The 14,105-nt window shown below is 53.3% G+C and carries 11 protein-coding genes; 3 read left to right on the plus strand and 8 right to left on the minus strand.

Annotation, left to right across the window (positions count from 1 at the left end):
- Positions 1-22: 22 nt before the first annotated feature.
- The 7 genes from ACUHMQ_RS09305 to ACUHMQ_RS09335 form a co-directional block, all read right to left on the minus strand.
- Positions 23-1,603, minus strand: a complete 1,581-nt coding sequence (locus ACUHMQ_RS09305; protein WP_445295183.1) for an ABC transporter substrate-binding protein — start codon at positions 1,601-1,603, stop codon at positions 23-25.
- Positions 1,604-1,701: 98 nt separating this feature from the next.
- A complete protein-coding gene (locus ACUHMQ_RS09310; RefSeq protein WP_445295184.1) occupies positions 1,702-3,300 on the minus strand; it encodes an ABC transporter substrate-binding protein in 1,599 nt (532 codons plus the stop codon).
- Positions 3,301-3,583: 283 nt separating this feature from the next.
- On the minus strand, positions 3,584-5,176 hold the full coding sequence (locus ACUHMQ_RS09315) for an ABC transporter substrate-binding protein (RefSeq protein WP_445295185.1): 1,593 nt from the start codon (positions 5,174-5,176) through the stop codon (positions 3,584-3,586).
- Between the two features lie 271 nt (positions 5,177-5,447).
- Positions 5,448-6,566 carry a beta-ketoacyl-ACP synthase III gene (locus ACUHMQ_RS09320; RefSeq protein WP_445295186.1) on the minus strand — a complete coding sequence of 373 codons (1,119 nt, stop codon included), beginning with the start codon at positions 6,564-6,566 and terminating at the stop codon, positions 5,448-5,450.
- Between the two features lie 435 nt (positions 6,567-7,001).
- The gene (gene ybaK / locus ACUHMQ_RS09325) at positions 7,002-7,493 is read right to left on the minus strand and encodes a Cys-tRNA(Pro) deacylase (protein ID WP_445295187.1); all 492 of its coding nucleotides are present in this window, start codon (positions 7,491-7,493) and stop codon (positions 7,002-7,004) included.
- Positions 7,494-7,660: 167 nt separating this feature from the next.
- A complete protein-coding gene (locus tag ACUHMQ_RS09330; protein WP_445295188.1) occupies positions 7,661-8,416 on the minus strand; it encodes a substrate-binding periplasmic protein in 756 nt (251 codons plus the stop codon).
- A 276-nt stretch (positions 8,417-8,692) separates the two neighbouring features.
- Positions 8,693-9,415, minus strand: coding sequence for a substrate-binding periplasmic protein (locus tag ACUHMQ_RS09335; RefSeq protein WP_445295189.1), 723 nt, complete (start codon positions 9,413-9,415; stop codon positions 8,693-8,695).
- Between the two features lie 159 nt (positions 9,416-9,574).
- Here ACUHMQ_RS09335 and ACUHMQ_RS09340 point away from each other — a divergent pair, with 159 nt between their 5' ends.
- The 3 genes from ACUHMQ_RS09340 (at position 9,575) to ACUHMQ_RS09350 (ending at position 13,224) form a co-directional block, all read left to right on the plus strand.
- Positions 9,575-11,014 (plus strand): protein adenylyltransferase SelO, encoded by a 1,440-nt coding sequence (locus ACUHMQ_RS09340; RefSeq protein ID WP_445295190.1) that lies wholly within the window; start codon positions 9,575-9,577, stop codon positions 11,012-11,014.
- A 105-nt stretch (positions 11,015-11,119) separates the two neighbouring features.
- The gene (locus ACUHMQ_RS09345; protein ID WP_445295191.1) at positions 11,120-11,467 is read left to right on the plus strand and encodes a cupin domain-containing protein; all 348 of its coding nucleotides are present in this window, start codon (positions 11,120-11,122) and stop codon (positions 11,465-11,467) included.
- Positions 11,468-11,766: 299 nt separating this feature from the next.
- Positions 11,767-13,224 carry an FAD-binding oxidoreductase gene (locus tag ACUHMQ_RS09350; RefSeq protein ID WP_445295192.1) on the plus strand — a complete coding sequence of 486 codons (1,458 nt, stop codon included), beginning with the start codon at positions 11,767-11,769 and terminating at the stop codon, positions 13,222-13,224.
- A gap of 312 nt (positions 13,225-13,536) precedes the next feature.
- Here the strand turns inward: ACUHMQ_RS09350 and ACUHMQ_RS09355 are convergent, their stop codons facing one another.
- Positions 13,537-13,974, minus strand: a complete 438-nt coding sequence (locus ACUHMQ_RS09355; RefSeq protein ID WP_445295193.1) for a calcium-binding protein — start codon at positions 13,972-13,974, stop codon at positions 13,537-13,539.
- Between the last annotated feature and the right edge of the window lie 131 nt (positions 13,975-14,105).

Here is a 14,105-nt window from a genome sequence, read left to right on the forward strand (position 1 = left end):
GCAGCAGATTTTGAACAGGTTCTTAGTTAACCGATACGTTCTCAAAGTTGTTATTAGTAAACGGGCTCGGCTTGAAACCTGCCACATTCTTTTGGAAGGCCACGGTAATCAACGGTTCCACGAGGCTTGCATACGGCATTTCATCGATGAATACCTTCTGGGCTGCTTCGTACAGCTTGGTGCGTTCCTTGATGTCGGTAGTACGCTTGGCTTTGGTGATTAACCCGTCGAATTCCTTGTTGCACCAGCGCGAGCGGTTTTCGCCCGACTCGGCCGCCGAGCAGCTCAGGTTCGGTGTCAGGAAGTTGTCCGGGTCGCCATTGTCGCCAGCCCAGCCATAGATGGTCACATCATGTTCACCGGCTTTGGTGCGTTTTTGCAGCTCTACCCATTCCATCACCGTCACTTTCACATTGACGCCAATCTTCTTCCAGTCGGATTGCAGCATCTCGGCTGTTAACTTTGGATTGGGGTTGGAGCCGCTACCGCCATTCCGGACCAGGATGTTGATATCGAAGCCTTTCTCAAAGCCTGCTTCTTTCAGAAGTTTCTTGGCTTTTTCCAGATCCGGTTTGTACTCGGGAATGGACTTGTTATATCCCCACATCTTTGAGGGCAATGGCAGGTGTGCTGATGTGGCATTGCCCTGCCAGATAGCCTTGATCATCGCGGGTTTGTCGATGGCGTAGGCAAGGGCCTGGCGTACCCGTTTGTCTTTCAGCTGCGGTTTTTGCGAATTGAAGGAAACATAGGTCAGTATCAGCGCCGGGTTTTGCAGCACGGTCAGCTTGGGGTCGGACTTCAGGGTGGGGATATCAGCCGGGTTCGGGTAGACCATCAGATTACATTCACCCCCTTTGAGCTTCTGAGTACGAACCGAACCATCGGGCGAGATGGAGAAGATCAGCTTGCTGCTACCCGGTTTGCCGCGCCAGTAGTTGGGGTTGGCATCGTAGCGGATCTGAGCACCCTTGTCGTAGCGCTTGAACACGTAAGGCCCGGTACCGACAGGCTTGAGATTGATATCGCCGGGTTTGCCGGCTTTCTCCAGTTGCTGTGCGTACTCGGCTGAGACGATATCGGCAAAGCCCATGCCCAGGTTGGCAATGAAGGGTGCTTCAGGTTGGCTCAGTGTGAACTTGACCTTGTAGGGGTCGATCTTGTCGATTGATTTGATCAGGGTTGGGAAACCCATGTCGCTTGCATAGGGCCACCCTTGCGGGCTGGCTTTTGCGCCAGGGTGTTTGCTGTCGATCATCCGCTCGAACGTCCACAGCACATCGTCGGCATTGAAGTCGCGGGTGGGTTTGAACCATTCAGTAGTATGGAATTTCACACCCTTGCGCAGGTGGAAGGTGTACTCCAGGCCATCGGGGCTGATGTCCCATTTCTCGGCCAGGGCTGGTACGACGCGCGTGCCGCCTTTCTCGAACTCCACCAGGCGGTTGTAGAGGGCTTCGGTTGAAGCATCATGCGTAGCCGCAGCGGTGAACATGCCACCATCAAATCCTTCCGGCGCAGCTTCCGAACAGTAAACCAGCGGTTTGGCATGAGCTGCAGCGGAAAGCGCCAAGGCGATAGCGGTGTATTTGACTAGTTTCATAGGGCGACTCGCGTAAATGGACATCGACTGGATGCCGATGCGGACAAGTGACGTAAAAAAGGACAGGCATGCCTGTCCTTTTCCCTGCAACGGCAGTCTTACTTGATAGACACACCGTAGAAAGCCATCAGACCAAACGGGCTGATTTTGAAACCTTGCACCTTCTTGCTCACCGGCACATTGACGGTGGAGTGGGCAATCGTACTCCAGGGCATTTCCTTCTTAAAGATTTCCTGTGCCTTGATGTAAATATCAGTACGTTTTTTCACATCAGTCGTGCGCTTGGCATCGAGAATCAGCTGGTCGAAGGCTTTATCGCACCATTGCGCGTAGTTGCCACCGCCGATGGCTTCGCAGCTCAGGTTGGTGCCCAACCAGTTGTCCGGGTCGCCATTGTCGCCAGTCCAACCGAACATACCGGCATCGATTTCACCAGCTTTGGCACGCTTGAGGTATTCGCCCCATTCATAGGTTGTGATATTGGCTTTCACGCCGATCTTGGCCCAGTCGGCCTGGATCATTTCTGCCATCAGCTTGGCATTGGGGTTGTATGGGCGTTGCACCGGCATGGCCCACAGGCTGATCTCAAAGCCGTTTGCAAACCCAGCCTTGGCCAGTTGGGCCTTGGCGGCTGCGGTATTGTAGGCTACATCCTTCAGGTTCTTGTTGTAGGACCATTGTGTCGGCGGCATCGGGGCGACAGCAGGCTGTCCCGAGCCCTGGTAAACCGCCTCGATGATGGCCTTTTTGTTGATGGCCATATCCAATGCCTGGCGGACAGCCAGGTTATCAAGCGGCTTGTGCTTGACGTTGTAGGCGACATAGCCAACGTTGAAGCCGGGCTGCGTCAACATGGTGATGTTGGGCGCGCTCTTGAGTACGGCAACATCAGCGGGTTTGGGCTGGAAGGCGACATCGCACTCGCCGGCTTTAAGCTTCTGGGCGCGGACTGAGCTGTCGGTAGTGATCGTGAAGATCAGGTTATCGATCTTGACGTCACCCTTGTTCCAGTATTCCTTGTTGCCGGTGTAGCGGATGACGGCGTCCTTCTGGTAGCTCTTGAACACGAAGGGGCCGGTGCCGATGGGCGCGACATTGATAGTGGCAGGCTTGCCTGCCTTCAAGAGCGCGTTGGCGTATTCGGCTGAGTGGATAGACGCAAAGGACATCGCAAGGTCAGCAAGGAAAGCGGCATCCACATTCTTAAGCGTGAACTTGACCGTTTGCGGGTCGACTTTTTCCACCTTGGCGATGTTGTTGTCGAGACCCATATCGGTGAAGTAAGGGAACTCAGTCGGGTAGACCTTGCGGAACGGATGTTCCTTGCTCAGCATGCGCTCGAAGGTGAATACGACATCGTCTGCGTTGAAGTCACGTGTGGGTTTGAAGCTTTCGTTGCTGTGGAACTTCACGCCTTTACGCAGATGAAAGGTGTAGCTCAGGCTGTCGGGGCTGATGTCCCATTTTTCAGCCAGGCTTGGTATGACCTTGGTTGCACCACGCTCAAATTCCACGAGGCGGTTGAAGACGGTTTCGGCGGATGCATCAAAGTCGGTACCGGCTTGGTACTGGCCTGGGTCGAAACCTGCCGGGCTGCCTTCAGAGCAGTATTTCAGCGTAGAGGCTGCGTGTGCACCTACGCCACCTGTGGCAAGTGCAGCAGCCATCGCCATCTGCAATAAGGTCAGTTGCTTCATGGAATTCATCCTCTTGGAATGGAGAATAGGGGGAAGAATCTGTCTACGATCTTACTGTGCAGTTGTGATCAGGGCTTATGTGCTGCTCGAAATCCTCATGTACCCAAGTACATTCCGGTTTCTGCGCTGCGCCCTGCTGACAGTTGCTCGCGCAAACTCTAAGAACGGCGGGTTTACCGCATGATCGGGAACGGTAACACAGACATGCGAGTGTCAACAGGTAATGGAATGGAGTGTTGCGGCAACGTGACAGATGTCCCGATTCGTTGCCGCAACGGATGGCTTACTTCAGCGAAACACCGCTGAAAGACATACGGCCGAACGGGCTGATCTTGTAGCCCTGCACGCGTTTGGACATGGGAATGCTGACCACTGAATGCGCCAGCGTTGTCCAGGGTAATTCCTGTTTGAAGATTTCCTGGGCTTTGAGGTAAATCTCGGTACGCTTCTTCACATCGGTGGTCTGTTTACCGCGATTGATCAGATCATCGAACTGCGGGTTGCACCATTGCGAATAGTTGTTGCCGCCAATGGCAGCACAACCCAGGTTCACGCCCAGCCAGTTGTCGGGGTCGCCATTGTCACCGTTCCAACCGACCAGGGCAGCATCATGCTCACCTCTCTTGGCACGTTTCAGATATTCGCCCCACTCATAGGAAACGATACTGGCTTTCACGCCGATCTTGGCCCAGTCAGCCTGGATCATCTCGGCCATCTGCTTTGCATTGGGGTTGTAGGCGCGTTGTACTGGCATGGCCCACAGATTGATGTCGAACCCATTGGTAAAGCCCGCTTTGGCGAGTAAGGCCTTGGCCTGTGCAGGATCGTACGGGGCGTCCTTGAGCTTATTGTTGTACGACCATTGTGTGGGCGGCATCGGGTTGGTGGCGGCGACACCTGCACCAGCATAAACCGTTTCGAGAATGGCTTTTTTGTTGATGGCCATGTCGAGCGCGCGGCGTACTCCCAGGTTATCCAGGGGCTTGTGGGTGATGTTGTAGGTCAGGTAACCGACATTGAAACCGGGCTTTTGCATGATAGTTACCTTCTCCGCCTGCTTAAGCATCTCGGCATCGGCAGGTTTGGGCGGGAAGGCGACATCACATTCGCCAGCCTTGAGTTTCTGTCCACGTACTGCGCTGTCAGGCGTGATGACGAAGATCAGGTTGTCGACCTTGGCGTCGTCCTTCAGCCAATAAGCACGGTTGGCTGTGTAACGGATTGCAGCATCTTTCTGGTAACTCTTGAAGATAAAGGGGCCGCTGCCTATCGGATTGGTGTTGATGACGGTAGGTTTGCCCTGTTTGAGTAAGGCATCGGCATATTCAGCCGATTGGATCGAGGCGAAACCCATCGCCAGGTCCTGCAGGAAAGGCGCGTCCACCTTCTTTAACGTGAAGCGGACTGTATAGGTATCGACCTTCTCAATCTTGGCGATATTGCTCTCCAGGCCCAGATCGACAAAGTAAGGGAACTCGCTTGGGTAGGCTTTGCGGAATGGATGGTCGCGATCAAGCATGCGTGTGAAGGTGAAGACCACATCATCTGCGTTTAAATCACGGGTGGGAGTGAAGATTTCATTGCGATGGAACTGGACACCACGGCGCAAGTGAAAGGTGTAGCTGAGGCTGTCCGGGCTGATATCCCATTTCTGCGCCAAGCCAGGAATGACCTGTGTCACGCCGCGTTCAAACTCCACCAGCCGGTCGAAAATGGGTTCTGCGGCTGCATCGTTGGTGGTGGCTGCGGTGTATTGGCCTGGGTCGAACCCCTCGGGGCTGCCTTCAGAGCAGTATTTCAGCGTGGTAGTGGCTTGAACTGTTGCTGTGGTCAGGAAAATGGCCGATAGGGCTTTGAATAGGTTGGATAAGTTCATCGTAAGGCGTCGTGAAAAGATGGAATATTCAGGGCACGACAATGAGCTTACCAAGCCACAGACGAAATGGTGTATTCCGGGTGATTCAGAAGCGATGTGCTTTGCCGTGACCTGCTGCACCGTGCATGCGGACAGTCAACCCTAACCTGTTTGCGGGTAGGGTATTCGGTGCCCCAGTCACGGCAGGCGTATTAGTCTTCAAATTGATGAGGTACGCAAGGCGAAACCCGCCGCTATGGCGATGATGCGACAGTGCTCACCTTGCCACGCATCAGCGTTTGCGTAAAACCACACTGCCAACCGAATAGCCGGCACCGAAGCTGGAGATGACCCCCAGGCTGCCGGAGGACAAATCCTCGTTGTGCAGGTGGAAAGCGATGATGGAGCCCGCACTTGAGGTATTCGCATACTTATCGAGAATCACCGGTGCTTCGTCGACTGTCGCCTCGCGCTCAAGCAGACGGCGGGTGATCAGCTGGTTCATACCCAGGTTGGCTTGATGCAGCCAATAGCGCTGCACCCCAGTGGGCGACAGCTGCAGACCAAGCAGGTGGCTGGCGATGTGCTCGGCAACTAGTGGGCAGACTTCCTTGAAGACTTTGCGGCCTTCCTGCATAAAAAGCTTGTCGCGTAGGTCGCCTGTTTTGTCTTCAGTCCGGTTCAAAAAGCCGGCGTTATTACGGATATTGTTGGAATACTGGGTAGCGAGCTTAGTGCCCAGGATTTCCCATCCTTTGACCGTCGCCGTGGTGCTGGATTCGATTACGACTGCCGTGCAGACGTCGCCAAAGATGAAGTGGCAATCCCGGTCACGCCATTCGAGGTGGGCTGAGCAGATTTCCGGATTGATCATCAGCACTGCGCGGGCGCTGCCGTTCTTTACTGCATTGGTTGCCTGTTCAATACCAAAGGTGGCGCTTGAACACGCCACATTCATATCGAATGCCCAGCCATTGATGCTCAAGGCGTTTTGCACCTCGATCGATAGCGCCGGATAGGCGCGCGGCATATTGCTGGCCGCGCAGATGACACCATCGATATCCGCAGCGGTTTTCCCTGCCTGCTCCAACGCCTGCTTGGCGGCAGCCACTGCCATTTCGGCCATGACGGAGAGCGCCTCATTGTCGCGTGGTGCAATGCGTGGGCACATGCGGTCAGGGTCAAGTACGCCTTCTTTGTCGATCACATAGCGTTGTTTGATGCCTGAGGCCTTCTCGATGAATTCGACCGATGATTCGGCACGCGCTTCCAGCTCGCCTTTGGCAATTTCGGCAGCGTGTTGGGCATTCCAACGGCGGATATATTCATTGAAGCTGGCTACCAGTTCCACATTGCTGATGGCATGTGGTGGGGTGTAGAGGCCAGTGCCGGTGATGAGGGCGTTATGCATATAAGCCTTTGATTTAACTGTGTAGTACCCGGCCTATCAAGCGACTGCTGGGTAAAGTGGGCAGCATTCTAACAGATGGCTAAGTCATGGTTTTCCCTAAGTTTGTAAAACGCAGTAAGCGCTTTGCCAGCCATGATGCAAAGCCGCTGTTTGCTTGGCATTGGGTATGACGGTAGCTGCTTGGTTGCATTCATGAGCTGCATTTGGAACAGCTGTCTGCGGTGTGAAGCGCAGCGCAGAAACCGAAATGCACTTGGTTACGCGAGGCTGCGAACTGCTTGGTGCGGAGCACCGTAGTAGTTCGGTGTCCCCTTTATGGGGCTCTCAAGCAGCACATAAGCGCTGATCACAGCAGCGCAATAAGGATCGTAAACAGGCTCTTTGAACAGGTCCCAGCATAGTTGCTGGTTTTGAGGAACCGGTAGTGCTTGTTGTTCAGTCGTGGGGATTTGCCACTTCAACCAGGGTGGGTTGCAGTACAGAAATCAGGAATTTTGGGTCCATACCCACCAGGAAGCCTCGTTTACCACCATTCAGATAAATGCGTGGTAGTAGCAACACCGACTTTTCCACATAAATGGGCAGTTCTTTCTTTGTACCCAACGGAGAGGTACCACCAATGAGGTAACCGGTATGCTTGTTGGCGACTTCTGGCGTACAGGGTTCGATATGTTTGCGACCTGTCTGGCGGGCCAGATTTCGAGTGGAGGTTTCGCAGTCGCCATGCATCAGCACAATCAATGGCTTCTTGGCTTCGTCTTCCAGCACTAGCGTCTTGATCACGGCATGTTCAGGTACATTCAGTTGGCGGCTGGATTCGGCTGTGCCGCCTTTTTCGACGTATTCATACAGATGCTCGGTGTAAGCGATCTTATGTTGGCGCAATACGCGTACAGCGGGGGTAACCGGGGCTTTTGCCTGATTCATGGCAGTGGGTATGAAGGGGGAGCTCAGTGTCGAGGGGGGTAAATCATACCGTGCCAAGTGTTATGGGTACGTTTCTTCGGCGATGGCTTTGATGGGCACAGCTGGGGATTCGACGATCAGATACGGGATGGCTGTATGGGTGCATACCAATCACATTGGTACGGGGGCTATTTGTCACGCATTTCGTGATTATCCCGGCTCTCCGTAATGTAATCCTTGGCGATTTTCTCGATTAACCCTTCTTTCCGCATATTTTCAATTGCTGTAGTAATTTTCCTGATATCTCCCTCGGTAACGCCTGGGCGGGAACGGATTACCCACTCGGCTTCGCTAATTGTCAGAAATTGATTGATTAATTGTCGATCGGGGATTTTTTGTAATGCGGCCTGCAATGCAGGCCCTGTAGAAGCAAATCCATCAATCCGTCCATGTGCGACCATTCTTAAACCCTGTTCTACACTGTCGAGTTCTTTTTTAATAATTCGATCATCAGTAGATACAACTGGGTATTTTAACCCACGCAATATTCCCACGCCATTGGATGAAGATTTTACGAAATCTTCATAATTGGTGAATCGTGTTTTGTTGGCAATGGCAATTTGAATTGGATAAGTCGCAATATGGGCAATTACCTTGCCATTCTCATCGGTCAAGTTGGCGCGTAAGGAAATGCTGTAGGCTGCTTCGGCAGCTTTGAATGCTGCCATATGCCGTGCAGGGGGTACCAGCGTTGGCTGCAGGTCCAGTCCGCTACGTGTTGCAAGCATCCTGGTAATGCGAACATTGATGCCATCTGGGTTGCCTATTTTTTCCTCAGACGACCAAGGTGACACCGTGGACATGAAGACAGGGGTACTCCAGGCGATATTCAGATTCGCCAATAGTAGAGCCGCCACCAGAATATAGAAGTTATTCAGTGACATTATTTTAAGATTCTTAGAGGCTGGATAAAAATGCATTGTCGGTTGCGGAGTCTACTGATTGTTTTGTGTCGAAGTATAGATGGTGATAATTAGAAAAACCAAGTGCGATTTTATCTTTTAAATGGCGTAATTAGATTGATTGGCGCTATTTTTAATATGTGTCGTCAAGGTATGTTGTTGAAAATAATATGACCAAGCACCGAATGGATACTTGGCCATTGAGAGTAAGGAATAAGCATTCCTTATTGGATTTATCCGCCTATTAGGCTGGAGTTGCTATTTATATTTGGCAGTCAGCTTGGCAGCTGTACCATCCTTTTCCATGGCGCTAATCGCCTCATTGAGTTTTTTTATGATGTCGTCTGAAACGCCGGGGTTACAAGCCAAATACATCTGGCCATCTTTAGGGTCGCCCGCCGTCAGTAAAGGTTTGATCTTGCCTTGCATACCTTCCCGTGCAGCTTTGTACGGGCCGCTATTGTCGCCGGCTACCCAGAGGTCGATACGGCCTGAGGTAAGCTTTGGCAGGTTTTGCGTGTCGGTTACGACGCGTTCAACCTTTATGCCTTGCTTCTCGATGAAGTCCCCGTAAGCGTCACCATTGTAAGCACCCACCTTGTACTTCTTGGCATCGGCCAGGTTGGATAATTTTATGGTGCTGGTCGACAGGGCAAACAGTGTGATTTGGTCACTGGTCAACGGCCCGACCCATTTGAACAGCTTTTCCCGTTCTGCTGTGCGCACCGCAGAATAGACACAGACATCCGCTTCGGTCTTTGCCATGTTCAGCGCCCGTTCCCAGGGCAGCAGCTCGACTTTGATCGTCACCCCAGCCCGCTTGGTAGCCTCTTGCAGAATATCGGTGGAAATACCGACCACTTTTCTCTGCTCGAACATATTGAATGGCGGGTAATCCTCTGTCGTGAAAGTGAGTGCATGGGTTGTACCGGCCAATATGCCAACCAGGGTTGCGAACAGGATGGTATGGCGGTGTGTCATGGGTTTTCCTCGATATTGTGGTGTTATTGGGGGCAATTACCTTGGGTATATAGACAGCGCCTAGGGGCAACGCCAGTTATGTGTGGTGTCAGGCGCTTATTGCGGTAGGTATGGCCCAGGTGTTGGCGTTAAAATCCGACGAAATCAGTCGGAAATTTCATGTCATCCATCTTGCTTCGTTCCTCCCGTTTTCGGCAGCTTGGCGCCCAGTTCTACAGTGAAGTCGCCGCAGAACCTTTGCCTGAACCGATGTTGATAGCCTGGAATGGTGAATTGGCTACCAGCCTGGGGCTGCCTTCTGATGCAGGTTCAGTACCGGGTTTAGCCGATGCTTTTGTCGGTAATCAAGCCATTGCAGCGGAATCGCCGGTAGCCACGGTGTATTCTGGGCACCAGTTTGGTGTGTGGGCTGGTCAGCTTGGTGATGGCCGCGCCATGTTGCTGGGCGAGCTTGCCGGGCAGGAAATCCAACTCAAAGGAGCGGGGCAGACTCCCTATTCGCGCCGTGCGGATGGCCGGGCTGTGTTGCGTTCCAGTATTCGTGAATATCTTTGTTCCGAAGCCATGTATGGCCTGGGCATTCCCACTACCCGCGCTTTGGCTTTGGTTGGCAGCCCGGAAGCTGTCTGGCGCGAAACACGGGAAACGGCCGCTGTTGTAACGCGGGTTGCGCCGTCCTTCCTACGGTTTGGTCATTTCGAGCACTTTTATTATCAGGGCAACCATGCAGCGTTGAAGGCGTTGGCAGATTTCGCCATCACCCATTATTTTCCCCACCACCAGGAGGCCGCCAACCCCTATCAGGCCATGCTGGACGAGGTGATAGAGCGAACGGCCGAACTGATTGCCGACTGGCAAGCCGTGGGTTTTTGCCATGGGGTGATGAATACCGACAATATGTCACTGCTGGGGCTGACGATCGACTACGGTCCGTTCGGCTTTCTGGATGGTTTCGATGCTGGCCATATCTGTAACCATTCCGACCATAGTGGTCGTTACGCCTATGGGATGCAGCCTGAAATCGGCCTCTTCAACCTCAACTGCTTGGCCCAGTCCCTTCTGCCTTTACTTGATCGCGACGAAGCCATTGCTGCGCTCAAGCGGTATCAAGGGGAGTTTGAAACAGCGTTGGCAGACCGTTTGCGTGCAAAGTTGGGCTTGCAGCTTGAGGATGCTAACGACTGGCAACTGTTTACGCGTCTGTTTGAATTGATGCAGCCTGGGCATGCCGATTGGACGATTTTCTGGCGTGCCTTATGCCGTTTTGATACTGCGGGGCTCAATGAACCTATCCGCGATCTTTTTGTCGATCGTGAAGCGTTCGATGCCTGGGCGTGGGATTACAAGGCGCGCCTCACGTTGGAAGGGCGTGATCAGGAACAACGCCAAACCGCCATGTTGGCCGTCAATCCCAAGTATGTCTTGCGCAATCATTTGGCAGAGCAGGCAATACGCCAAGCCAAGGCTGGGGATTTCAGCGAAGTGGTCCGCTTGCAGCTGCTACTGAAACAGCCATTTGATGAGCAGCCGGAATTCGAAGCTTATGCTGGGTTGCCGCCGGATTGGGCGTCTGAGTTGTCGGTGAGCTGTTCTTCTTAAGATCCGTTCACGATCTTACTGCGCAGCTTGGATCAAGTTTTATGGGCCGTTCTGTTCTTTGCTGACAACTGCTCATGGCAGATCGTAGATACACTTAGAAAGCCTATGCATAACCTTTTTCACAATCTGCAACCCACGCCGGAGCAGGAGCAATTCGATAGCCTTCTCGCTGGGAAGGGGCCTTTTCGCTTGGAACGCATCGTTTCGCGTGGACATTGTTCGCCACCTGGCTATTGGTACGACCAGGAAGAGGCTAAATGGGTATCGCTACTCAGCGGTGCAGCGCGGTTGGCATTCGATGATGGTAGCGAGCAGCTCTTACAGCCGGGCGATCATCTATTAATACCGGCACACCGCCGGCACCGTGTGGCATGGACGGCGGAAGACTGTGACACAGTCTGGTTGGTTCTGTTTTTCTCAGAATCTGTTCACGATCTTACTGCGCAGCCGTGATCAGGACTTATGCGCCCTCAAAAGCCCCCGCAAGGGGGACGCCGAACTGCTAGGGTGCTTCGCACCAAGAAGTTCGCAGCCTCATGTACAAAAGTACATTCCGGTTTCTGCGCTGCTCTGCGCTCTGCTGACGACTGCTCGCAACAGATCGTAAATCGGTTCTCAGAACCTGCTCACGATCCTACTGTGCTGCGTTTCGTCCTGCTAACGGCAGATTGTGAACAGACTCTCTGCTATGTGAGGCGTAGAATTTGATCAGCAGCATGGGTTGATTAAGCCTGCCCTGGACGAGACTAATCATGGAGACGCGTGACCTGTTTCTCGAGCCCGATCCTCAACGACGGGCTATCGTCTTGGCCGCATTGACTGGTGTGGCAGGCTTGGTAGTGCCTACCCAGGTGCTTTGGGCTGCTACACCATCTGGTCTTCTTGTGAACGACATCACTGGACTGAATCCAATCCGGGTTGGCGCGATGGTTCGGCCGACCACCACGGAAGAGGTCCGTGCGGCGCTTGGTAAATGGAAGGGGTCGGTATCCATTGGCGGTGGTCGTTTTAGCATGGGTGGACAAATCGCAGAGGAAGGCAGCCTACATCTCGATATGCGCGGAATGAACCGGGTGATCAGGTTTTCACCGCGTGATCGCATCATCCGTGTTCAGGCAGGAATGAGCTGGCGGGACCTGCAGGAGGTGATTGACCCCTACGATCTGTCGGTCAAGATCATGCAGAGTTATTCCAATTTCTCTGTCGGTGGTTCGATCTCTGTCAATGCACACGGGCGTTATGTCGGTGCTGGTCCCATCATCAATTCAGTGCGTGCGTTACAGCTAGTTTCGGCGAATGGTGACGTAATTGAGGTATCGGCCAACTCGAATGAAGCATGGTTCTACGGAGCAATCGGTGGTTATGGCGCGATTGGCGTAGTCACTGAAGTGGAACTCGAACTGGTTCACAACGAGCGTATCAAGCGCACAGTCGAATACATGCCTGTTAAGAAGTATCGCGCCTATTTCGAGCAACGTGTGCGTGGTCAGCCCGGCGTTATTCTCCACAATGCGGATCTTTTGCCTCCAGACTTCAAGGATGCGACGGCGATAAGCTGGACGCGTACCAATGGCCGGCTGACAGAACAGCATCGACTTGTACCACGGAACCAGACATACTCATTGGAAGAGGCCACATTCTGGGCGCTGTCACAGCCGTCTGTTAGCAATAGGTTGCGGAAAGATATCGTTGAACCCTTGCTATACCGTAGCTCTGCTACTGTCTGGCGGAATCACGAAACGAGTACGGATGTGGCTTCATTGGGCCCTTTATCTGATCGGGTCGGTACTTACGCATTACAGGAATACTTTATTCCGATCGCCCAGTTCGATTTGTTCGTGCTTCAGATGGCTTCCATACTCAACGCGCATAAGGTGCGGGTGGTGAACGTGTCTGTGCGCCATTCCTCCAAAGACCCCGGTACGTTGCTGGCCTGGGCACGGGAGGAGGTCTTTTCGTTCGTGTTGTACTACTACCAGGAGGCATCGGTAGATGCGCAGAATGAAGTCGGTCGCTGGACACGCAAACTCATTGATATCGCGCTGATACTGGGCGGCACGTACTACTTGCCTTATCAGCTTCATGCCACGCCTTCTCAGTTTTACGCAGCTTACCCACGCGCCCGCGAGTTTTTTGCCAACAAGGCAAAGCTCGACCCTGGCAATCGATTCCGTAACAAACTGCTCGACAAGTACTCAAGCAGGAATTGATAAAGCTGCGTAGGCAAGAACCCCCTAGGAAGCGGTATTTACAAGTGGTAAACGTGCATTCCAGGGGTGTTTTCAACGCTGTATTGCTGATGTGTGGCAGGTTCTGAACTGTATTTAGAACCTGTTTTCGATCTGTAGCGAGCAGCTGTCAGCAGGGTGAAGCGCAGCGCAGAAACCGGAATGTACTTTTGTACATGAGGCTGCGAACTTCTTGGTGCGAAGCACCCTAGCAGTTCGGCGTCCCCCTTGCGGGGGCTTTCGAGAGCGCATAAGTCTTGATCACAGCTGCGTAGTAAGATCGTGATCAGGTTCTTACGGCGTGTTGTTTGTCGCCAGCATCGGTGTATACGGCTCATACGCCGTTTGCCCCAGGTTGAGCGAAGCAGCATCCTGCGGTGAAAAAGCCGCCATCGCGTCAACCAGGACGGACAGTTGCCGGTCCACCGAGAGATTCGCACTCGTCGTGCTGGGTGCTTCAACTGCTTTGGCCTGGATCTGGCTATGGGTCCAGATTACTGAGTCGCTGAAGGCGAAGCGTTCGATTCGGTAGGCGAGGGCATTGTTGGCGTCGAAGTAGTTCTCGACCGTTACCTGATCGGCGGCACCGTACTTAAGTACCAGGTTACTCCCTACTTTTTGGACTGCGCTTACCTCGTTGGACCGGACATTCTGGAACTGCACGATGTCGCTGTTGTTGGCGGTGGTATCGAAGTCGCTGATCACATCCATGCCGGCCCCTTTGCTCAGCACATAGGTAAACCCCCGGCGAGCAGCATCTATCCACGGCAGGCGCTTCGGGTTTATGGCGTGCGCCGTGCTTCGATGAAACGATGGAGCAGTTCGTAGGCCACGCGCCACTGATGCCCATCAACCTGCAGCGT

The organism is Chitinimonas violaceus (assembly GCF_052601015.1).